The sequence below is a fragment of the Streptomyces sp. TP-A0356 genome, from assembly GCF_001417775.1.
Taxonomy (GTDB): Bacteria; Actinomycetota; Actinomycetes; order Streptomycetales; family Streptomycetaceae; genus Streptomyces.
Genome location: NZ_BBZJ01000012.1, coordinates 81,789 through 103,604, shown reverse-complemented (window position 1 = coordinate 103,604; position 21,816 = coordinate 81,789). Strand labels below are relative to the sequence as shown.

At 70.9% G+C, this 21,816-nt stretch carries 20 protein-coding genes; 10 read left to right on the top strand and 10 right to left on the bottom strand.

Features of this window, described 5'->3' with window-relative positions:
- Positions 1-126 precede the first annotated feature (126 nt).
- Both ASC56_RS00555 and ASC56_RS00550 read left to right on the top strand, forming a co-directional pair.
- Positions 127-330, top strand: coding sequence for a cold-shock protein (locus ASC56_RS00555; RefSeq protein WP_055489114.1), 204 nt, complete (start codon positions 127-129; stop codon positions 328-330).
- Positions 330-515 carry a hypothetical protein gene (locus ASC56_RS00550; protein WP_055489113.1) on the top strand — a complete coding sequence of 62 codons (186 nt, stop codon included), beginning with the start codon at positions 330-332 and terminating at the stop codon, positions 513-515. Before ASC56_RS00555 ends, ASC56_RS00550 begins: the two co-directional genes overlap by 1 nt.
- Before the next feature lie 647 nt (positions 516-1,162).
- Here ASC56_RS00550 and ASC56_RS00545 read toward each other — a convergent pair.
- Both ASC56_RS00545 and ASC56_RS00540 read right to left on the bottom strand, forming a co-directional pair.
- On the bottom strand, positions 1,163-1,594 hold the full coding sequence (locus tag ASC56_RS00545; protein WP_055489112.1) for a heme-binding protein: 432 nt from the start codon (positions 1,592-1,594) through the stop codon (positions 1,163-1,165).
- Positions 1,595-1,665: 71 nt separating this feature from the next.
- Complete coding sequence (locus tag ASC56_RS00540; protein WP_055489111.1) at positions 1,666-2,883, bottom strand: MFS transporter; 1,218 nt, start codon at positions 2,881-2,883, stop codon at positions 1,666-1,668.
- A gap of 351 nt (positions 2,884-3,234) precedes the next feature.
- On the opposite strand from ASC56_RS00540, the gene ASC56_RS40440 reads away from it, so the two are divergent.
- On the top strand, positions 3,235-3,423 hold the full coding sequence (locus tag ASC56_RS40440; protein ID WP_159039576.1) for a hypothetical protein: 189 nt from the start codon (positions 3,235-3,237) through the stop codon (positions 3,421-3,423).
- A gap of 197 nt (positions 3,424-3,620) precedes the next feature.
- Here the strand turns inward: ASC56_RS40440 and ASC56_RS00535 are convergent, their stop codons facing one another.
- The gene (locus ASC56_RS00535) at positions 3,621-4,193 is read right to left on the bottom strand and encodes a hemerythrin domain-containing protein (RefSeq protein ID WP_055489110.1); all 573 of its coding nucleotides are present in this window, start codon (positions 4,191-4,193) and stop codon (positions 3,621-3,623) included.
- 538 nt (positions 4,194-4,731) lie between these two features.
- On the opposite strand from ASC56_RS00535, the gene ASC56_RS00530 reads away from it, so the two are divergent.
- The 7 genes from ASC56_RS00530 (at position 4,732) to ASC56_RS00500 (ending at position 14,096) form a co-directional block, all read left to right on the top strand.
- On the top strand, positions 4,732-7,533 hold the full coding sequence (locus ASC56_RS00530) for a phosphoenolpyruvate synthase (RefSeq protein ID WP_267887598.1): 2,802 nt from the start codon (positions 4,732-4,734) through the stop codon (positions 7,531-7,533).
- On the top strand, positions 7,530-9,182 hold the full coding sequence (locus ASC56_RS00525; protein WP_055489108.1) for a hypothetical protein: 1,653 nt from the start codon (positions 7,530-7,532) through the stop codon (positions 9,180-9,182). Before ASC56_RS00530 ends, ASC56_RS00525 begins: the two co-directional genes overlap by 4 nt.
- Positions 9,183-9,303: 121 nt before the next feature.
- Positions 9,304-10,380 (top strand): SDR family oxidoreductase, encoded by a 1,077-nt coding sequence (locus ASC56_RS00520; RefSeq protein WP_055489596.1) that lies wholly within the window; start codon positions 9,304-9,306, stop codon positions 10,378-10,380.
- The gene (locus ASC56_RS00515; RefSeq protein ID WP_055489107.1) at positions 10,377-11,324 is read left to right on the top strand and encodes a nucleoside-diphosphate kinase; all 948 of its coding nucleotides are present in this window, start codon (positions 10,377-10,379) and stop codon (positions 11,322-11,324) included. Before ASC56_RS00520 ends, ASC56_RS00515 begins: the two co-directional genes overlap by 4 nt.
- A gap of 10 nt (positions 11,325-11,334) precedes the next feature.
- Positions 11,335-12,318, top strand: coding sequence for a ScbA/BarX family gamma-butyrolactone biosynthesis protein (locus ASC56_RS00510; RefSeq protein WP_055489106.1), 984 nt, complete (start codon positions 11,335-11,337; stop codon positions 12,316-12,318).
- Positions 12,319-12,371: 53 nt separating this feature from the next.
- On the top strand, positions 12,372-13,271 hold the full coding sequence (locus ASC56_RS00505) for a hypothetical protein (RefSeq protein WP_055489105.1): 900 nt from the start codon (positions 12,372-12,374) through the stop codon (positions 13,269-13,271).
- 342 nt (positions 13,272-13,613) lie between these two features.
- Positions 13,614-14,096: a VOC family protein gene (locus ASC56_RS00500; RefSeq protein ID WP_055489104.1), complete on the top strand. Its 483-nt coding sequence runs from the start codon at positions 13,614-13,616 to the stop codon at positions 14,094-14,096.
- 148 nt (positions 14,097-14,244) lie between these two features.
- Here ASC56_RS00500 and ASC56_RS00495 read toward each other — a convergent pair whose 3' ends face one another.
- From ASC56_RS00495 to ASC56_RS00465, 7 genes are all read right to left on the bottom strand, one after another.
- Positions 14,245-14,751 carry a hypothetical protein gene (locus tag ASC56_RS00495; protein WP_055489103.1) on the bottom strand — a complete coding sequence of 169 codons (507 nt, stop codon included), beginning with the start codon at positions 14,749-14,751 and terminating at the stop codon, positions 14,245-14,247.
- Between the two features lie 745 nt (positions 14,752-15,496).
- Positions 15,497-15,730, bottom strand: a complete 234-nt coding sequence (locus ASC56_RS00490; protein WP_055489102.1) for a hypothetical protein — start codon at positions 15,728-15,730, stop codon at positions 15,497-15,499.
- 553 nt (positions 15,731-16,283) lie between these two features.
- Entirely contained in the window at positions 16,284-16,880 is a 597-nt protein-coding gene (locus tag ASC56_RS00485; RefSeq protein WP_055489101.1) for an ATP/GTP-binding protein, read from the bottom strand.
- Positions 16,861-17,235, bottom strand: a complete 375-nt coding sequence (locus tag ASC56_RS00480; protein ID WP_055489100.1) for a DUF742 domain-containing protein — start codon at positions 17,233-17,235, stop codon at positions 16,861-16,863. The genes ASC56_RS00485 and ASC56_RS00480 overlap by 20 nt, the downstream gene beginning before the upstream one ends.
- Positions 17,228-17,659, bottom strand: a complete 432-nt coding sequence (locus tag ASC56_RS00475; protein ID WP_055489099.1) for a roadblock/LC7 domain-containing protein — start codon at positions 17,657-17,659, stop codon at positions 17,228-17,230. Before ASC56_RS00475 ends, ASC56_RS00480 begins: the two co-directional genes overlap by 8 nt.
- 14 nt (positions 17,660-17,673) lie before the next feature.
- Positions 17,674-20,361 carry a nitrate- and nitrite sensing domain-containing protein gene (locus ASC56_RS00470; RefSeq protein WP_055489098.1) on the bottom strand — a complete coding sequence of 896 codons (2,688 nt, stop codon included), beginning with the start codon at positions 20,359-20,361 and terminating at the stop codon, positions 17,674-17,676.
- A gap of 235 nt (positions 20,362-20,596) precedes the next feature.
- Positions 20,597-21,781: an NAD(P)/FAD-dependent oxidoreductase gene (locus tag ASC56_RS00465; RefSeq protein ID WP_055489097.1), complete on the bottom strand. Its 1,185-nt coding sequence runs from the start codon at positions 21,779-21,781 to the stop codon at positions 20,597-20,599.
- Positions 21,782-21,816 lie beyond the last annotated feature (35 nt).

Genomic DNA, 21,816 nt, shown 5'->3' with positions numbered 1-21,816 from the left:
TCCGAAGTCCCGTGCGCCCGTGACACACGTCTCGGGCGTTCTTGCTGTTCAGCACCTCTCCGGACCAAGGCGATCACCTCCGGTTCCCGCACGGTGCGGGTCCGAATTTCCTTGAGGGAGACAGGCATGGCCAGCGGTACCGTCAAGTGGTTCAACGGCGAAAAGGGCTTCGGCTTCATCGAGCAGGACGGCGGCGGCCCCGACGTCTTCGCCCACTACTCGAACATCGACGCCTCCGGCTTCCGATCCCTGGAAGAGGGCCAGCGGGTCACGTTCGATGTCACGCAGGGGCAGAAGGGCCCGCAGGCGGAGCACATCCGCCCCGAGTAATGAGTGAGCACCACAAGGACGCCGTCCGGCGTCGGGAGGAGGATGAGCTGAGGCAGGACGTTGAAGCCGCGACCTTCGACCTCGGCGCCGACATGGCTCTCCCGACAGTCGGGCATGCCGAGGGCGGGTTCGACGTCGAGGCCGATGTCGGACGGGACAACGCGCCGCCGGAGCTGCGCCCGTAGAGGGCGGGAGGAGGACCTCCGGCCGTTGCTGAGGTGCGACACGAACCCGCCCGCCGACGCGACGCGGATGCACCGCTCGTATGCCTGTTCGTGTGCGCGACGCTTCAGAGCGGGCGCGGGTAACGGGCGTGACTCTTCGTTTCGGCCATCCGACTCCCGCCGGTGGCATGGGAGTTGATCCAATGCACACGTGGGGGTGCGATGAGCCGCGGAGACGGTCCGGGAGAGCCCGCCGATCTGGCGATGGTACGCGCGCACAGACCCCGGACCGCCGTCCGTGAGACGGTACGGCACGAGCACAGGCGGCGCCTTGCCGCAGTGACCCTGAGCTGAAGGGTGCGACCACGCGCCCCGGAGATCGGAGCGCCCGCCCGTGTTGCGCGCTGGGGGCCCGCGCGGGCGTGCGCCGGCGGTGGGCGGCGCAGGTGGAGGCCTTTCGTCGTGTCTCACCAGCCATGCGGAACAGGGGTGTCGGGCGGCAGGCCGTCGACGGCCAGGCGCCGGAGGGCTCGCGGGGGAGGGGCCGACCTTCCCTCGCGAGCCGGAACAGCCCCGTGGGCGGCAGGTGCCGCTGTTCCGCGGGCACCCTGCACTGCCGGGCGCCGGGCGATCGGGTGCAGCGCAGGGTTGCCCCGCATGAAGGTAGGTCAGCCGAGGGTGGCGAGGGCTGCGGCGGCGAAGGCGTGGTCCTGCTCGGGGGCGCCGCCTCCGACGCCGATGGCGCCGATGAGGCGGCCGTCGCGGCGGACCGGGATGCCGCCGGCGATGAACAGCAGCGGCCGGTCCAGGGCGGTGGCCAGGCTGTGGAAGGGCCCGTCGGGCTTGACCGCGTCGACGAGGTCGGCGGTGGCGGTGTCGGGCTGGAGGGCGGTGTAGGCCTTGCGGGTGCTGGTCTCACCGGAGATGAGGAGGGCCTGGTCGTCGCGGCGGAAGGCGATCAGGTGGCCGCCCGCGTCCACGATGGTGACGCTGACCGCGACGTCGGCGGCCTCGGCGGCGCGCCAGGCGGCCGCGAGAAGGATCTCGGCGTCGGCAGTGGTCAGCGGGGTGACCGCGGCGGTGGCGGTGGTCGTGCTCATGGCGTATGGCTCCCTTGGTTCGTGACGGCGTGAAGATTCGTCAGTGTGGTCGGATCGGGCCGGTCGGCAGGTCAGTGGGCGAGGCCGGCGGGTGCCTGCCCGGCCTTCTCGGAGGCCGTGACGACGCCGGCGGGGGCCCGGGTGCGGGTGCGGCGGTCGAGGAAGGCGGCGAGGAACGACAGCACCAGGGCGGCTCCGGAGAGCAGCGCGCCGACCCAGTTCGGGGCGGTGTAGCCGAGTCCGGCGGCGATGACGAGGCCGCCGAGCCAGGCCGCGAGGGCGTTGCCGAGGTTGAACGCGCCGATGTTGGCGGCGGAGGCGAGGGTGGGGGCGGCGGAGGCCTGGTCGAGCACCCACTTCTGCAGCGGCGGCACGGTGGAGAAGCCCAGGGCGCCGATCAGCGTCAGGGTGATCGCGGCGAGGACCTTGTCGTGGGCGGTCGCGGTGAACAGCAGCAGGGCCAGTGCGAGGGCGCCCAGTGAGGTGAACAGCATCGGCATCAGGGCACGGTCGGCGAAGCGGCCGCCGAGCAGGTTGCCCACGAACATGCCGACGCCGAACAGCACCAGCAGCCAGGTGACGGCGCCCTCGGTGTAGCCGGCGGCCTCGGTCATCATCGGCGTGATGTAGGTGATCGCGGCGAACACACCGCCGTACCCGAGCACCGTCATCGCCATGGCGAGCCAGACCTGCACATTGCGGAAGGCGGCGAACTCGCCGCGTATGTTGTCCGTCTCGGGCCTGCCCATGTCGGGCACGAGCCTGGCCACGCCGAGGAAGCCGACGATGCCGAGCGCGGCGACGCCGACGAAGGTGATGCGCCAGCCGGCCGCTTGCCCGATGTAGGTGCCGCCGGGCACGCCGACGATGTTCGCGATGGTCAGGCCCATGAACATCAGGGAGATGGCCGAGGCCTTCTTCTCCGGGGCGACGAGGTCGGCGGCGACGACCGAGCCGATGCCGAAGAACGCGCCGTGTGCCAGGGAAGCGACGACCCGGCCGATGAGCATGACGCCGAAGACAGGGGCCGCGGCGGACAGGGCGTTGCCGATGACGAAGAGCGCCATGAGGAACATGAGCATCTTCTTGCGGGAGACCTTGGTGCCCAGCACGGTCAGCAGTGGGGCGCCGAGGACGACACCGAGCGCGTAGCCGGTCACCAGCCAGCCGGCGGTGGGGATGGACACGCCGAAGTCGTTCGCGACCTGGGGCAGGACGCCCATGATCACGAATTCGGTGGTGCCGATCCCGAAGGCCCCGATGGCCAGGGCCAGGAGCGCGAGGGGCATGGGAGAGACCTTCCAAGTGATTGCGTAAGGCGCTAACGAGCGGCCACAATAGTTGCAGACGCGCTATAAGAGCAAACGACGACTGCGGTGACTCGCATTTGCAGGCGTGCGCAATCATGTGGGGTGTGACCCGCCTATGGGCCGTTGAGGCCCTGCCCGTCCAATGGGTCGACCTCGCGTCCTGCGTACCGACGCGGTCATCTCACGTCCCCGCGTGCCGGGGGACACGCGGCGCGGGGACGAGGTCTACGGATTCGTGTTCCTCGTGCCGATTCGTGATCATCGTGCTGCGCACGACTGTCCCCCCGCCCGGCGGGGGCCGTACCCGCCCGCGACGCCGGGCTGCCCGCAGTGACCATGGACGGCGCGCAGGGGAGCCGAGCGGCCCGCCGTCTGCGACCGCGGCTGCTCCTGCCCGCCCTCCATTGCGAGGACTGCACAGTGATGCGCTCGCCGCTGACGGACTTCCTTGCCGAGGTGAACAAGCTGGGCCTGGAGGATCGGCTCGCCCATACCGTCATGGGCAGCGAGCGAGAGTGACCGCCGCGCGGGACGACGCCCCCGCCGCCTTCTGAGCGGACCCGACCCCCTCGGAGCGGACCCGACCCCCTCGGAGCGGACCCGACCCCCTCGGAGCGGACCCGACCCCCTCGGAGCGGACCCGACCCCTTCGGAGCGGGCCCGCCCCCATCGGAGCGGGCCCGTCCGAGGTCGACGCTTCGGACGCTGTCGGGCGATCAGCTGCTCAGAGCGTCCTTCACCCGGTCGACCATGGAGGCAAAGGGACCGGTCATCCACTGGGCGGCGGGCGATCCGGCCGCAGTCGGATGCGGGTGAGTCGGTGCCAACTTCTCGGTCAGCTTGAGCCTGGTGCCCATGCGCTGGAGCTCGTCCTCGGTGCACCCTTCGCGCAGTGCGGGGAACTCCTCCTGCTCCTCGTGCTCGGCGTGGTCGATCACAGACTTCTCGAAGGCGGCGATCCTGGCGTCGAACTCCGCGCCGGGGATGTCCATCTTCTCCAGCTCGGCGAGGACCTGGTTGGCTTCCTCCTCTTCACGGTTGCGGGCCTCGGCCTCCTTCTCGCCGGCCGTCTTCTTCGCCGCAGGCCGGACGATCATCTCCTCCGCGGTCTCGTGCACCGCAAGCAGGGCCCTCAGCTGGTCGAACGCCTGCTTCTTCTGCTCGCCCTGCGCGCTCTTGACGTCTGCGAAGAGATCGCGGATCCGGGCGTGCTGCTCCAGCAGAATGCGGACCACGTCGCCTTCCGGCAGCTTCGCCGCTTCCTGGCGTTCCATCGTCGCGCTGCTCACGAGACTGCCTCCTTTCCGCACCGGCCGTCCACTGTCTACTGGGCGGGTAACCCCTGCATATCAGGACAAACGACGATGGCGGATCCTGCTGCGGCATGGGCGACATCGCACTGCCCACGCTCGTCACGGCAGCTTCGTCGGAGCGTCCGGTGCCACTTCCTCGATCTCTGGTCCTGGCCCGGCCTCCTCCGGGTGATCTGCGTGGCCATGATCGATCGCGATCGATCCGATACGCCGACGCCCACCCCCCGAAGCCACTCCAAGCCCGCCGTGCCGGTCATCTTCGGCCAGCGGGAGTGGACGCCGCCACCGGTGTCAGTTGCCTGCTGTCCGGGTTCCTTGCTGTCGGCCACGCTTCCGGAGGCGGGCGGAAATCGCAGTGGACCGGCCGGTCCTGTGGGTCGGGAGATCCTGCCGATGGTCCTGATTCGACGGTGAACTATCGGAGATCGACCGGGGATCGACCGTCGATATTCAGTTAAAACGGCAGCCGCGGCCACCCTGCGGGTTTTGACCGGTCACGCTGTGAAACATCTCGGTGAGGTTGAGTAAGAGTCCTTCGAAGGGAAACGAGTTGCCGCTCACCACAGGATCCGATCACCGGGTCCTTCACGTCCTCACATCTTCCAGCGAGGATTCCCTGATCGCCGAATGGGCAGGTGGAAAAGGTAGAAACCTCCACCTCCTGACCGCGTCCGGTTTTCAAGTACCGAGCTGGTCGGTGCTCGGCCTCGACGTTTTCGCGGAATTCTGCCGCTGCGGCGGACTGGACGAGCACCTGGGAGACCTGCTTGCCGATGGTTGGGACAGCGCGGCCGGGCAGGTCGCCGACGAGATCACCCGTCGGATCGAGGCCGCGTCCCTCGACGAGCACGTCGCCGCGGCCATCGCCTCGGCCTACCGGCAGGTGGGCGGCGGCCTGGTGGCCGTCCGCTCGTCCGGCGCGGAGGAGGACGGCCGGCAGCACTCCTTCGCCGGCCAGTACGACAGCTTCCTCAACGTCTCCGGGCTCGATGAGGTCACCGCGCATGTCCGCCGCTGCTGGGCCTCCGGATTCTCGGAACGCTCCCTGCGCTACCGCGCGCTGCGCGGACTGCCGCCCGATGCCGGTGGCGTGGCCGTCGTCATCCAGCGCATGGTGCCCGCCGAGCGCAGTGGCGTGTTGTTCACCGCCGATCCGACGACCGGCCGTACGGACCGCCATGTGGTCAGCGCCGTCCATGGACTGGGGGAGGGGCTGGTCCGCGGCGCGGTCGACGCCGACACCGTCGTCCTGGACGCCACCACCGGCGAGCCGTTGAGCACGGTGACAGGCGACAAGCAGGAGCGCTACGACGCGGGCACCGGACCCGGCTGTCAGGTGTCGCCGGTCGACGACGAGGACCGTAGGTCACTGTGCCTCACCGCCGACGACCTGGCCCGGCTGCACGTCGTCGGGGTGCGCGCCACGGAACTCTACGGTGCCCCGCAGGACATCGAGTGGGCGATGGCCGACGGCGCCCTGTGGGTCCTGCAGAGCCGCCCCGTCACCAGCGTCGCTCCGGCGCCCCGCACCGCTCCGGAGCCCGAGGGGGAGCTGCGGGTCTGGGACAACTCCAACATCGTCGAGAGCTTCAGCGGTGTCGTCTCCCCCCTCACCTACAGCTTCGCCGCCGACACCTACGCCAAGGTGTACGAGAGCTACGCCCGCGCACTGGGCGTCAGGGGCGAGGAACTGCGCGAAGTGCAGGAGTGGACCCCGCACCTGCTCGGCTACGTCCATGGACGGGTCTACTACAACCTCCACCACTGGTACCGCATGGTGCGCCTGGCGCCGTTGTACCCGCTCAACCGCCGAGTTCTGGAGAAATCCCTGGGGGTGGCGGAGACCATATCCGATGAGACAGCCGACGCACTTCATCCCTTCACGCCCCGGACCGGGCTGCGCGGCCGGTGTTCGCGAGTGGGCCGCGCGCTGATCTTCGCCAGAAGATTCCTGACCATTCACAAATCCGTGGAGACCTTCCACCGGGACTTCTACCGTTCGTACGCGACCTTCAACAATGTCGATTACGACGCGCTGCCCGGTGACGACACCTACCGTCGCTTCCGTCGATTGCAGCGGGAACTCATCGAGAAATGGGGCCCGATGCAGGCCCTGGATGCCACGGTCCTGCTCTCCATCGGCCTGCTGGCCCTGCTCACCCGCAGATGGTTGCCCCACGCCCCCGAGTGGTTCACCTGGGCCGCGGCCGCCCCCGGCGGCGACATCGAATCCGCCGAACCGGTGCGGGCGCTGGCCGGGTTGGCCGCGAAGGCGCGTGCCGACGCCGAGGTCCGGAACCTTCTGGAGCGCACCCCGGACGCCGACGCCTACCGGGCCCTCCGCGACGCCGGCCACAGCGAGTTCCTGGCCGCCGTCGACGCGTACGTCGCCGAGTACGGCTACCGCAGCCCCGACGAACTCAAGCTGGAGGTGCCCGACCTGCACGAGAACCCGGCAGGACTGTTCACCCTGCTGCGGGAGGCGCTGCCGGGCACTACGGGTGGCGGCACGGGGGACCGCGGCGGCGAGGCCGACGCCTACCTCGGCCAACACCTGCACGGCCCCCGCCGCTGGGTGTACGAGCGGGTGCGGGGCAAGGCCCGGGCGGCGCTCGCCGACCGGGAGCGGCTCAGGTTCTGCCGCACCCGCGCCTTCGGCGCGGCCAAACGCATGCTGCGCGCGATGGGCCGCGACCTGGCGCGCTCGGGGGCCATCGACGCCTGGGACGACGTGTTCATGCTGCGCCTGGAAGAGTTACGGGGCGCCTTCGAGGGCATGATCGCGCACACCGAGCTGAAGGAACTGGCCGCGCTGCGGCGCAGGCAACTCGCCGCCGATACCGCGCTGCACGCCCCCTCACGCTTCACCACCCGCGGTGCCCCGTACTGGTCGGGCAACCTGGAGCGGGCAGGCTGGACCAGCGGGCCGGTCGCCCGCAGCGGTGCCCGCGAACTGCGCGGCACACCCTGCTGCCCCGGCATCGCCGAAGGGCCTGCCGTCGTCACCGACACGCCGCGCGACATCGGTGGCGGCATCCTGCTCACCTACCGCACCGACCCCGGCTGGGTGGTCGCGCTGCCCTCGGCCGCCGCGCTGGTGATCGAACGTGGCAGCCCGCTGACCCATGTCGCCGTCGTGGCGCGGGAGCTGGGCATCCCGACCGTGGTCCAGGTAAAGGACGCCACCACCGAGATCCGCACCGGCACCCTCGTCCGCGTCGACGGCGCCGCCGGGACGGTCACGGTACTCACCGACCCGCCCGACGACGGCCCGACCGCGACCCCGGACACCCGTAGGACGGAGACACCTCAGTGATCCTCACCGAGGAGCAACTGCAAGGCCTGCTCGACAAGTCCCTCGCCGAACTGCCCCGGGGCACCGAGTGGGCCGTGGCGCTCGAAGGCTCCATCGCGGAGGGGTTCGGCAACCCGTCCTCCGACATCGACTTCCTGCTCATCGGCCGCTCCGAGGACGACCTGCCGACCATGCCGTCGCTGCTCTTCGTGGACGGCCGCCGCGTGGAGATCCGTACCCGGTCGGTGCGTCAACTCGCCGACCAGTTCCGCAGCCTGGAGAAGGGGGCCAAACGGCCCGGACGGCTCTCCGAGGACCTGCTCAACCGCTGCCAGCGGCTGCTGCACAGCCACCCGCTGCGCGGGCACGCCCTGGTCGACGAGGTCAAGGCGACGCTGCCCGTCGAGCTGTTCCGCCGTATCGCCGCCGACTGGTGGGCGCACCGGGCCCGGCAGTCCCTCCGGCACGCGATGGCGCTGCTGAGCCTCGGCGACACCGACGAGGTGGTCGACTGGACCCGCGCCGGACTCGTGCAGACGGTCAAGTCCTGGGCGGCCGGCCGGGGCGAGACCTACCTGGAACCCAAGTGGCTGTCCTTGCAGCTGGACCGGACCGACCGGCCGGACGTGCGCGACCGGTATTGGGAACTGGCAGCCGCCGTCCCCGCACCAGGCAACGCCGACGCCGTCCGCGACCATCTGGCCGCGTGTCTCGCCTTCGTAGCAGACCTCGGTCTGACCGGGGTCCCCTGGCGACCCGAACGGCTCACCGTCGAACGCGTCGCCGGGGTGACCACCTGGTCGACCGGTGAGCGGGTCCATGTCATCCGCGGGCGCCGGGAGGTGTTCGCCCTGGGCGACCGAGCCGCAGCCGTCTGGCGCTCCCTCGTCCTGGGGCGGCCGCTGCCCCAGGTTCTGGCGGCGATCGCGGACACCGGCGTCGTCGACGCCGGCCCGCGGCTGGCCGCGTTCCTGCGCTACGGGCTGATCCGACTGGCGTGGAAGGGTGGCGGCACGGTCACCCCGTCGCTGCCGCTCGCGGCGCCGCCCGGTCCCGTCACTCCGCCGCCGTCCACCGTGCAGCCGCCGTTGTCGGTGCGCGGCGCGGCCGTCAGCGGGCCCCACGCCATCGACCTGGTGCCGCTGCCCGCCGATCGGTTCGCCGCCGCCGCCATGGCCCTGGTGTGGTCCAACGTGGTCGTCGAGAACGCCATCGAGGACCTGACCGGCGCCCTCCAGCGCGGTCAGTGGCGGGTCGCCGAACTCGCCGCGCGCCGTGCCGTGCACGCGGCGCTGCGCGGACTGTTCAGCGCGTACGGCGTCCACCCCCTGCCGGCGGACCCCGACTTGGTACGCCGTATCGACCTGCTGCCGCCCGCCGTCCGGCCGATCCGGGCGCGCGCCGAGGAACTGCTGCGGCGCACCGTCGACTCGGCGGAGCGCGGCGACGACCTCCTCGCGGAGCTGCGCGCCTATGTGGCCCTGGTGCGGGACACGGCCGGCGCCGAGGCCTTCCCCTCCTCCTTCGACTCCGCCGACACCTGGCGGGCCACCCTGCAACTCGGCTACGACTGGCTGCGCATCGGCGCATATCTCGACGCCGAACTGCCCATCGAGGAGGCCCGCGACCTGCTCGCCGGCCATGGTGCCCAGCCGCACCAGGCCGCGTGAGGGCCCGCCGCACGACACCCGACCGCGCGCCCGTCCGCACCACATGCCGCACCACGACGGCACGCCGACTCCCGGCAGCCCGCCCGCTCCCGACCACAGGCATCCCCTGGAGGACCGACTGATGGCCGACACGATGACGGTGCTGGTGACCGGTGCCAGCGGTCTGCTCGGCGCGGAGGTGACCGCCCGGCTCACCGCCGGGGGCCACACCGTGCTGGCGCTCCTGCACCGCAACGGCGACATCGTCCGTAACGACGGCAGAAGGCTCACCCCCGGCCCCGGCACCCTCACCGGGATCACCGGCGACGTCAACCGTCCCGGGCTCGGACTCACCCACGACGACCGGCGCCTCGTCGCGACCGCCGACCGGATCGTGCACTGTGCCGCCGTCACCGACTTCGGCCTGCCCGAAGAGCGGTACGAGAGCGTCAACGTCGCCGGAACCCGGCACGTCCTGGACCTCGCCCTCGCCCGCCGTACCCCGCTCGTGCACGTCAGTACCGCCTATGTGTGCGGGGAACGCGAGGGCACAGCTCGCGAGGACGAACTCGATGTCGGCCAAGACCCCGGCAACGACTACGAGAAGAGCAAACTGACCGCCGAGACCATGGTCCGCAAGGCCGCCGGTGAGCGCCTGCCGGTGGCGGTGGTACGCCCGAGCATCGTCGCCGGCGCCTCCCGCACCGGCCGCGTCCGCGACTTCAAGACCATCTACCCCGTACTCAAGATCCTCACCAGGGGCCTGGTGCGCACCGTGCCCGGCCACTACGACGCCGCCCTCGACCTGGTCCCCGTCGACCGCGTCGCCGACCTGGTGACCGAGGCCGCCACCCGCTTCGAGGACGCCGAAGGCCTCACCCTGCACGCCGTCGGTCAGGAGCTGACCCTGCGGGACTTCTCCGACGTCATCGCCGAGTACCCGTCCTTACAGGTGCCCAGGTTCGTCCCGCCGTCCGCCTTCTCCGCATCGGCCCTGTCGGACCGTGAACGCCCCTACTACGAGCGGGTGATCTCCTTCTACGACCCCTACTTCCGGCGGCGCATCCATTTCGACGCCACACAGGCCGCCGGCTTCAGCGGCCGTCCGGCGCCCGCGGGCGGACGGCCCTACTTGCGCCGCCTCCTCGATCAGTGCCTCAGGACCGGTTACCTAGGGCCCGCGCCGACCACAGCCCGAACCGACGGGAGTACCCCTTGACGACCCATCCCCGCCTCGCCGAGTCCGTGCACGGCATTCCGGTCTCACCGCTGCTGGCCTGCCACCCGGACAAACAGCGGCTGTACGGCGCGGACACCTACTACCAGGAGAGCTACGAACAGCTCGCCGCCCTCACCGACGACGTCACCGGCTTCGCCCACCGCCATGCCGCGCTGCTGCTGAAACCGGACGCCGTAGTGGCCCGCAGGCTGGACACGGCCGTGCAGTGGCTGACCGAGCAGGGCTTCCGGATCGTCGGCGCCGCGGTCACGCACCTGACCCGAACCATGATCCGCTCCCTGTGGTACTTCCAGTGGAACCTGGCCACCCCCTACCGTCGGAGGCTCGCCGCGCTCTTCCTGGAGGACGCCGACGCCCTCGTCCTGCTCGTCCGTCCCGATCACGAGCTCGACGTCCCGGCCTCGGTCGACATCACCCGGCTCAAGGGGCCCACGGACCCGGACGCCCGGGAACCCGGCCAGCTCCGCCACCTCCTGGGCCGCTACAGCTATCTGCTCAACCTGGTGCACACCCCCGACGAACCCGCCGACGTCTTACGGGAGTTGGCCGTGCACTTCGGCGACGCCGGGCGCGACCGCCTCTTCCGCTGCGCGCTGGCGGACGAGGACCGCACTGCCTACGCCCTGGAGCTGGTCGACCGGCTGTATGCGGCCACCAAGCCCCGTGAACTCGACTTCGACCCCGCGGTGGGAAGGCTGCGCGATGCCGTTTCCCGACACGGCGGCGCCGACCCGACCGCCACACCGCGTGGCCTTCTGGAATCGGCCTGGGAGCACGGGATCGACCTCGACCCGTGGGACACCGTCATCGTCGGATCCAAGGTGCTGCCCATGCGACAGCCGGGCCGCAGCCCGGTGCTGGACGGGTCCGGCGTGGACGCGTGGCGCCGCCACCTGGACGCCGCCCGCGGCGCCCTGACCTGAGGAGCGGCCCATGCAGTTCGCCCGGACACTTGCCAAGGAGCTCGTGCACCGCGCTTCCGTCGCGGAGGTCTTCCTGACCGACTCGGAGCGCCACGGCGAGGACGAGATGCTGCTCGCCGCGCAGCTCCCCCGCCTCCACGCCTTCTACGACGACACCCTCGGCCCGCGCACCCACCACGACCCGCTGTTGTTGCTGGAGGCGTGCAGGCAGGGCATCTTCGTGGTGGCCCACCGCTACCTCGACGTCCCGCTGGGCCATAAGTTCCTGCTGCGCACCGTCGAGTTCGAGGTGCCGGACCCGGCTGCCCTGGCGTCCGGTGACACTCCGACCGAGACCGTCATCGGCGCCCGTATCGAGCATCGGTTCCGGAGCCGGTCCGGGGTGACGGGCCTGCGGCTGCGTTTCACCGCGTCCATCGGCACACGGGAGGCCTTGCTCGCCCGCATCGACTATTCCTGGATGCGGCCGCAGGACTGGACACGCATGCGGGCCCGGCAGCGCGGTGCCCTCGGCCTGCCCCGAACCCCCGTCGCACTGCCCGGACCGCGCATCGATCCCGCACGTGTCGGCCGGCGTGACCCCGCCAACACGGTCATCTCCCCCGCGTGCACCTCGGCCGACGGTATGTACACGGCACGCCTGGTCGCCGAGACCGCGCACCCGATCCTGTACGACCACTGGGTCGACCATGTGCCCGGGATGCTGGAGCTGGAGGCATTCCGGCAACTGGCCGTGACCGCCGCCGTCGCCGCGGGCACGGTGCACACGCCCACGGCGCTGCCGGTCGGTCTGGCGGCGCGGTTCCGCTGCTTCGCCGAGATGGACCTGCCCCTGGTGTGCAGGACCACTCCCGTCCTGCACGGCGCCGACATCGAGTGCACTCTGCACCAGCCCGGAACTCTGGCCGCCGAGGCCCGGATCAGGTTCGCCGACCGGAACACGGCCGACCTGGCAGGCGTCTCCGCGGGTTCGGTGACACACAGGAGCGCCTGAACCCGGGCACAACCACCACACCACCGCACGAATCCGTACAGGGGGACACCCTCGTGACCACCGCCGCCGTGCCCCAAGTACCGGGCAGGCTGGGCCGTTTCCTGCTGAGCAGGTTCCGGCCCCACGTCTACGCCACCTACGGAATCCTGTGGGTCCTCGCCCTGGAGGGCTCCGCGGTGGCACTGACCGGCGCGTCCTGGCGCCCGTCCGGCGCCACCTGGGTGCGGTGCGTCAGCGTCGTACTGGTGCTGCTGTTCCTGCGAATGCTGGACGAGGAGAAGGACTTCGAGTACGACCGCGTGCACCATCCGGACCGGCCGCTCGTCACGGGCGCGATCACCGTCACCGAACTCCGCGGGGCCATGGCCGCGATCACCGCGGTGGTGGCGGCCCTGAACGCCACCCAGTCGGCGACGGCCGTCCTGCTGGCCCTCGCGGCCCTCGGTTACGGACTGTTCCTTGCCGCCCTGGAGCGACTGTCGCCGGCCGTACGCGACCGGCAGCTGCTCAACCTCGCGGTCACCTATCCGGTGCAGGTGCTGCTCGGCGCCTACGTGTACGGGTCGCTGGTCGTCGCCGGGACGGTCACCGCCGACTGGCACGGGGCGGTGCTGCTCGCGCTGTGCGCCTGTGTGTTCCTGCACTTCGAGGTCGCCCGCAAGACGGCGTGGGAGGCGGAGCCTGGTGCCCGACTGTACTCGGCCGACCTCGGCCCCAGGCCCAGCGCGGCGATCGCCGCGGGCCTCGCGGCCGGGGCGGTGGGCTGCCAGGTCCTGCTGTTCGCGCCGGACGGCCCGCTCGGGCTGCTGCCCTGCCTGACGGCGGCCCTTCCCGCCTGGGGAACCCGTCGGTTCCTCGCCGCGCGCCGCGGCGGCTGGCCGCTGCCGACGGCGATGGGTTTCGTCCTGGGGACCTACCTCGCCCTTGTCGTCAGGGCGCTGCTGCTGCCCTGACCACCGAACTTCCCCTGCCCTGCGGCCGGGTCGCTGACAGGGGGAGGGGCCTCCCGGGCCGGCGCAGGAGGGGGCGCGGGCTCACCGCCATCGGCTGCATCCGCGAGGGTCCGCATGGCCGGTCGGGTGACCCCCGCCCGATCCGGTGTGGTTGGCGACACGCCGATCGGAGAGCCCACGGCACGCGCAGCAGACGTCTTACGGTCGTCAGGGTCAGCGGCCGCTGCAGCGTCGTGGGCCTGATCGCCCCGCAGGCCGGCTACGTTCCGGTGACCCGGCTCGAGCCGTCCCGGCAAGTGACACGCCCTGACCAGAAGGGGGCACGAAGGAGCGGAAGTCTCGGTGGACAACGACCAAGAGAAGGGGCCTGCCGCCGAGGCAGCGCAATCGGCTGATGCGCCGACGACGCCCCGAGGACCGGTGCTGGGATCGGTGGTGTTGTTCGTTCGCGACCTTGAGCGCTGTGTGGACTTCTACCGTGAGTTGCTGTTGATGAAGGTCACGGTTCGTTCGGCCACCGCGACCCTCCTCGTGGGCACGGACGACGTCCAACTGTACCTGCGCGACGTCGGCGCCAACGCCGAGCACTTCGTCGGTTCCGTCGGGGTTCAGTACGTGGTCTGGGTGGCCGCCGGATTCGACGATCTCCGTCGGTGCGAGCGGGTGCTCAAGGGCTGGTCGTCCCACATCGCCTCGACCGCGCGGACGTCCGGTGGATTCTCCCTGGTGGAAGGGCGCGACCCGAGCGGCATTCCGGTGGTGGTGGTGTATCCCGGAGCGGACCAGGTGACACGGCGCGAGATCCTGTCCCGGATCTACGCCTGACGGTCAGGGCCGTCCGACGCGACCACTCACCGCGCGCCGGCGGCTGCCCTCCGCCATCCCGGTCCGCCTCGCGCGTCCCGCGGCACATCTCCTGCGGGTCCTTGCGCATTTCGCCGGCGACGACTTCGCCGCGTCGCGAGTGACTCGGTCACGTGTCCTCGGAGTGGATCTCGTACTCATGGCCGACGACCCTGAAGCTGCCCACCACACCGTTGGTGACGATGATGCCGTCGACCACCGCGGGGGTGACCCCGTAGGCGGTGCTGTGGGGGCCGACGGTGGTGATGGGGGCGCCGTTGTCGCAGTTGGCCCCGTCGAAGACCTCGACGGTCCTGCGGCTGTCATTGCGGATGTTGAGGCTGGTGGCGCCGAGGCCGCTGACCACGGTGACGCAGCCGCCCTGGAAGGCGGCGTAGTCCCGCTCGTTGATGTGGATCCTGCCCTCGTGCTCGAATCCGTAGCCCCGTCTGCGCCGGCCCTCGTTGCCGTCGCCCCTGTCGCCCCTGTCGCTCTGGGGCGCGGTGGCCGTGACCGCCTGCTGCACCGAGGCGGCCTGCATGGGCTCGGAGGCTGTAGAGGCGTAGGTGATGCCGGAGGCCACCATCGCTGCACCGGTCGCGATCGCGGTGGTGACGGCGGTGGAACGGTAATCCATCTCACTTCTCCTGTCTGAGAGACGCCGGCTGTGAGCCGATGCGTGCACGAAAGTACAGACAGTGGCAATTCATGCCATAAGCGACATGCCGAAAATGTGATGATCGCCTGCGCGCAATGGGCGTGGGGCTGCTGACGCTCCGTCATTCCGGGTGTCCTTGTGGGCATGCTCGGCCCAGGTTGTGGCGGTCGGCTGAGCCGGCTCGGCGGGAAGAGGGCCAGGGCGTGGAAGCGCGCGTCTTCCGCGTCTGGGACCCCCGCAGGACATCGGCATCCCAGGGGCGGCGGCGAGCACGTCCGGATCGGTGAGTGGCCCGCATCCGTCGGGCGGGACAGCCGGAAGAGGCCGCACGCCTGCCGCCCGGTCGGCGGGCAGCGAGGCGCCGTCCAGCCGGTCGGCTGCACGGCCACCCGCCCAGCGTCCGCCAGTTCGGCAGCCGCAGCGGCCGGACCAGCCACCAGTCCTTGACCAGCAGCGGATCGGCGAGCACCGGAACGCCTCGCTGCTCGTCGCGGATGCCGTCAGTGGCTGCAGGACGGTGACGAACAGAGTCCCGGCGGCGAGCCGGCGTGGTCCTGAAGCCACGGGTGAGGGCGGCTGACCATGGGGGCAGCGCCGCTGTCGGCGGTGTCCCGTCGTTCAGCCGTAGAGGGCCGACGCGCGCACAGGGCGGGCGGGGCCGCGATGCCGTTGGGCCCTGGGTCCGGACGGCTGCGGGTAGGAGTGCGACCGCCGGTGGCGCGGGTCAGGCGTGGTCGACGAGCTCCGCCTTGCCCTGCTGACGGGCGCAGTGCGCGCAGCAGAAGAACTGCCCGTCGGACTGGAGGCCGTGACCGAGGATGCGGCATTGGCAGTTCTCGCAGATCGGCGCCATTCTCTGCGCGGCGCACTCGATGCTGTCGAAGGTGTGGACCGCACCTTTGGCGTGCACCTCGAAAGACATCTCGTAGTCGTTGCCGCAGACCTCGCACTGCGCCATGGACGCTCAACTCCTCGTGACTTCCCGGACAGGACCGGTACCGGTACCTGCGACTGCCGGCGTCACTGGACGGTAGCGGACAGACGCCGCCGTTCTCGGGCGGCACATTGCCCTGCGCCCGAGTGACACACAGGAATCACTCCGCCGGACGCGGCGGGCATGCGGCAGCCACTCGGGCCAACCGCCGCTGCCGGCGCCCACCCACGGATCGAGGCTCTCGCGGGCCTCTGGTGCGTCACCGGCGCTGCGGCGGCGACACTGGGCGATCTGCCCGTCGCTGAAGGTGACCGCCGCTTCCGCTCACCGTCGACATCGCCGAGAGGTGCCAGATGTGAGCGAGATCTCCTCGGCCGTGGGCAGCTTTCGGCCCCCGGTTGTTGGTTTACTGCACTGGCTGGCTGAGGGCCGGGCACAGCCACCGCGCGCGGCCATAGCAATGAGGCCCGGCACTCGCCGAAGCGTCGACCTGAAACCGCAGGCCCTCAGCCCGAGCTTCGGCGGCCCCCGCACTCTTCCTCGGGGCACGCCGACGCGGCGGGCCGGCAGGTGCCGGTCAGCGCTCGGCCAGTGAGGTCAGGCGTGCGGCCGCCTGGGCCCGTGCCGCCTCCAGCACCGCGAGCAGCACATTCTTGCTGGAGCTGCGGCTGCGTACGTCGCACAGCATGACAGGCGTCGACATGTCGAGGTCCAGCGCCGCTCGCACTTGCTCGGCCGTGCACTCCCGCTGCCCGTTGAAGCAGTTGACCCCCACCGCGAACGGGATGTCCCGCGCCTCGAAGAAGTCGATCGACGCGAAGGAGGCGTCCAGACGGCGCGTGTCCGCGAGGACGACGGCGGCCAGGGCGCCCGCCGCCAGGTCGTCCCACATGAACCAGAACCGGTCCTGACCGGGCGTGCCGAACAGGTAGAGCACCAGCTCGGGGGCGATGGTGATCCGGCCGAAGTCCATGGCGACCGTCGTCGACGACTTGCCCTCGACCCCGGACAGGTCGTCCACTCCGAGGCTTACCGCGGTCATGCGTTCCTCGGTCTCCAACGGGGGGACCTCGCTCACCGAGCCCACCATGGTGGTCTTGCCCACGCCGAAGCCTCCCGCGATGAGGATCTTCAGCGCGGTCGGCATGACCGGCTCAGAGCTGACGGATACCATCCATCACCCTTTCGATGAGTTCCACCGTCGGCTGGTCGTCCTGCCCGGGCGGCGACTGGACGATGATGAGCGAGGCGTTGAGGAGATCTCCGCAGAGGATCTTCACCACGCTCACCGGCAGGTCCAGATGTGCGGCGATCTCGGCGACCGCCACCGCGCGATCCCGGCACAGGTCGAGGATCTGGGCCGCCTCCGGCTCCAGATCCTCGTGCGAGACCTCATGTGCGGATCGTGAGACGACCAACGTGATCAGTGTGAAGGTGTGCTGACTGTGGCGGGTACGCCCGCCCGTGATGGCGTACGGCCGCAAGTGACGCCCGGCCTCCGCACCGTCGAGCCATCGCGGATCACGCATCCTGAATATGACCGCCTGAAGGCGTCTGCACGCGGGGCGCGGCACTCAAGTACTGGCCGACCTGCTTGACGAGCGTGCCCATCTCGTACGCCATCATCCCGACGTCCACTTCCTCCGTGGCGATCGCGGCCAGTCGAGCACCGCTGCCCGCGGCCGTGACGAACAGGAAGGCCCTCTCCATCTGGATGACCGTCTGCTGGACCCGGCCGCCGTGAAACTGACGTGCCGCGCCCCGGGCCAGGCTGTGCATGCCCGAACCCACCGCGGACAGGTGCTCGGCGTCGTCCCGGTTGAGGTCCTTCGACTTGCCGATGAGGAGGCCGTCCCCGGACAGCACGATGGCGCAGCGGATCTCGGGGATGCGGTCCACCAGGCCGTCGAGGAGCCAGTCCAGCTGCGGACCGGGTTGTACCTGCTCATTCATTGCGTAACGTTCCCTCACAGTTGGTTGGCACCGGGGTCCCTGGGGTCCGTCGGCCGGGTGTCCGTGCCGAGCGGCCCGTCCGTGTCGGACATCTGGGCCCGCCGCAGCCCCTGCTGAATGGCCATCATCGTGCTGGCCGACGCCTCCGGGGAGATGACGCCGTTGTCCTCCCCGCCCTCGGGCCCGTCCGTGTTCTGTGCCGCCTCCCTGCGCAGTTGCTGCGCAAGGCTGGCACCACGTCTCCGCTGGGGCAGCACCCGAGGGGTCGTCAATGCCCCGGTGGCATCGGTTGCAGGCACCTGCCCGGCCTGCGCGGCGCGCCCAGGCTCGGGGCCGGGCATCGGCCCCGCCTGCGGTTCGCCGTGTCCGGCCCGTGGCCCGGGATGATCCGACTGTGCGCCGGGGGCCGTCGCCTGCGGCTGGGGGTACCCGGAATGCTCGCCGGGAGCCGCCAGGTGCGGCCCGGCGTGCGCGGGTGGAGCCGGAGCCTCCTGGGCCGGGGCCCACCGGTCCGGCTCGGCAGGCGGTACGGGGTGGTCCAACGCGGGTGGCAACAGACCTGCACCTCCGTACTCGGGGAAGCCGCTGTGGTCTGGAAGACGGGAGTGGCCGAGCATGTCCGCACCGCTGCCCGCCGACGCGGCCGCACTGACCGATGCCGCCACGACGGCGTCCGCGAGTGCTCGGTCTTCGACGCCTGGGGCGGCCTGCGGGGACTTGCCGTCCAGTGCGAGGTTGGCCGCCGACGCGGCCGCCGACTGGAGCTGGTCCAGGACCGGCGACGCGTGCTCCTCCAGCAGGGCCACAGGCAGCAGGACGATGACGAGCGTGCCGCCGTAGACCGACTCGCGCAGCTCCACCTTGATCTTGTGCCGTTCGGCGAGCCGGGCCACCACGAAGTGGCCGAGGCGCGGGTCCTCGCCCAGGGACGTCATGTCCAGCTTGGGCGGGTGCGCGAGCAGCTCGTTCGCGTGCGCCATTTTGTCCGGCGGCACGCCGAGACCGTGGTCCTCGACGTGGATGGCCAGGCCCTTGGCCACCTTCGTCGCGCTGACGAACACCTGGGTGTCCGGTGGCGAGAAGCTCGTGCCGTTCTCGATCAGCTCGGCGAGCAGGTGGGTGACGTCCGCCACGGCACGGCCCGCGACGGCGACGCGCCGGTCCGCGGGCACGTTCTTCACCTTGACGCGGGTGTACTGCTCGGTCTCGGCGACGGCACTGCGCATCACGTCGGTGATGGACAGCGGCGCGTTCATCCGGCGACTGGGCGGGGAACCGCTGAGGATGACCAGGTTCTCCGCGTGGCGGCGCACGCGGGTGGCGATGTGGTCGACCTTGAAGATGTCCTTCAGCAGGTCGGAGTCCTCGTGCTTGCGCTCCAGGTCGTCCAGGAGCGAGATGAGACGGTGGATCAGGATCTGGGTACGGCGGATGAGCTGGGCGAAGACCTTCTCCGTGCCCTCGCGGCCCAGTGACTGGCGCATCGCGGTGTCCGCCGCGACGTGGCCCAGCTGGTCGATGGCACCGGCCAGCCGCTCCAGCTCGTCGGTGGCGTAGTGGCCCTGCGGGCCGAGCGCGGCCGGGGTGACCCGCTCGCCTCGTTCTATTCGGGCGAGCAGCTGGGGCAGCGTGCGGGTCAACTCCTCGGCCCGCGACTGCAGTTCGGAGACTCGGCCGAGCGTGGCGCGGCGGGCGCGCAGCGCCAGCACCGCGCCGCCGGCCAGTGCGGCCAGCGTGGCGGCGGTGCCCAGGAGCATGCCCAGCAGCAGGTCGTCGGCCTGGCCCGAGGCGTCGTCCGCGAGTCCGCGCAGAGAGTCCGCGCCCAGCGACTGCAGGTCCCCGAGCACGCCGTCGGCGGCGTCCGGCCACGTCGAGGCCTTCTGGGGCAGCGCGGCGCCCTTGGCCGTGGCCACCGAGTCGCCGACCATGCCGAGCGTCGCCCACTGCGTGCCGTCGGTGATCTGCGTATAGGTAGCGGCCGCGCCGGCAGGGAGGTCATGGGCGGTCAGACCCGCGCGGAACTCGCGCTGCAGCGCCAGGTACTCCGCGAACTGGGCGCGCGTCGCGGCGGGCATGGTGTGGGACGGCAGCGCGCCGGACAGCAGAGCGTCCTGGCGCGACAGCATCTCCGTGATCTGCACCAAGGACGCGGTGGCGGCACCGCCCCCCGTGGAAGTTCCGTTGTCGCGGTGCACGGCCGTGGTCACCAGGGAGACGCCCTGGGTGATGGTGTCCGTGAAGTACTGGAAGGCGTCGGGCGCGGACAGGATGCGCCCGTCGATCGCGTCACGGCGGCCGGCCAGCGCGGCCAGCGCGTCGTCGAGCGCCTTCGCTCTGCGGCGCAGGGCCGCGGTGTCGGGACCCGGGGCGTCCCGGTAGGCCGCGACGGCGGCATCCGTCTTCTTGCGGGCGGCGTCCAGGTCCGTCCGGGCGCTGCCGGTGCGGCCGGCCTGCCAGACGGCGGTCAGACGACGCTCGTTCTGCAGAGCGGACAGCACGGCCTGGGCCGGCCGGGCGACGGACGAGTCCTGGTCCGCGTCGGCCTGCAGCTGGATGTGCTCGTCGACGAGACCGGCCGCCGTGTACCCCCACAGTCCGGTCAGACAGACCGCGGGCACGACGAAGGGCAGGACGAACGAGAATCGGAGAGATCTGCGCGGGGCGGACCGATGACGTGTCCGCCGGTCGCGGGTGCCTGGCATCTGATTCCTCGTACGGCAGCGAAACACTGGTTCGGTGGGGACGGTCCAAGTGGCGGATTGCACCGGGCGCGGCGCCTTGACTTGCCGTCAGCGACGTCGGGCGATCAGGCTGCACCGTATCAGGATCATGGCGCAGCGTCAGCACCGGCTCATGGCAACTGCCCTCCGACGCCCAGGAGTTGGCTGGCAGTCGCCCGGATGAATTGCTGTCGTTACCGGCGCGGGTGCCCCCGCCTCAGAGCAGGGCGAGAAGTTTGGGGGTATATAGGGCCCCTGCTGTCTCAATTCCGGCCACCAGGTCGAAGTAGATCGCGGTGAGTTCGGGGTCCTTCTGCACGGCCCGCAGCAGAGCCAGCCGCTGTTCGTGCGGTGTGAGGTGGGCCACGCCGAGCGTGGACTCGTAACCGGGTCCGAGCGCCGTGTCCCGTTCCTTCTCGAACTGCGCGAGGGCCGCGTCGAGTTCGGCCGCGTCCTCGCCGAGTCGGCCGATCAGACGGCCCACCAGGATGTCCGCCTGGAGGAACGCGTCGCTGATCCCGCGCGCGGTGATGGAGTCCTTGTGGTGCCCCGCGTCCCCCACCAGGGCCCATCCCGGCCCGGTGGCCCGCCGGAAGAAGTTTCGCTGGTCGCCGGTGCCGTACAGCCGCTCGACCGGTTCCTTGCCGTGGAGACGCTCGTCGAGGGCGGGCGCGGTGGTGCGTATCTGCTCGCGATAGGCCCGGTGCGCATCGGTGCGGACCTCCTTGAAGCGGGACTGCGGAACGTAGGCGAGGACGAGGGTCGCCCCCTGGTTGGTCGCCACGGCCGCCACCCAGCTGCCCGGAGCTTCGTACAGCTCCAGCGTGGCGGGGACGTCCTGCCAGTAGGTGTAGTAGGCGCAGGTCAGCCGGGGATCCTTCACCGTGTACGGCGCCTGCACCAGGTGGGCTACGGTCGAGCGCATACCGTCCGCACCGATCACCAGGTGTGCGCGATCGCTGAAGGATCGGCCGTCGTGTCGGCCCTCCACCCCGACGACGCGTCCGCTCCCGTCGCGCAGCAGCCCGGTCACCCGGCAGCGGTCGCGTACCTCGACGCCCGCCGCGGCCGCCGCTTCCACCAGGATGGCGTCAAGGACGTGCCGCCGCGGGGCGAAGGCGGCGCGCTGCCCCTCCACACCCCGGGCGCACCCTTCGAGACGGATGTCGGCGACCTCGTAGACCACGCGGTCCAGTTGCGGGCACCCCGAGGCGCGTACCGCGTCCAGCAGTCCCCAGCGGGCGAGCGCTGCCACTCCGGGCTGGTGGATGAGATGTGTGGAGAGCGTGTCGGTGCCGGAGGGGGCCTTGTCGAGCAGGAGTACCCGGTAGCCCGCCCGGGCCAGCAGCATGGCGACGGGCGCACCGGCGCAGCGCGCGCCTACCAGGATGGCGTCGAACATGGGGTTGCCTCACAACAGACGTCGGGGTGGTGTGT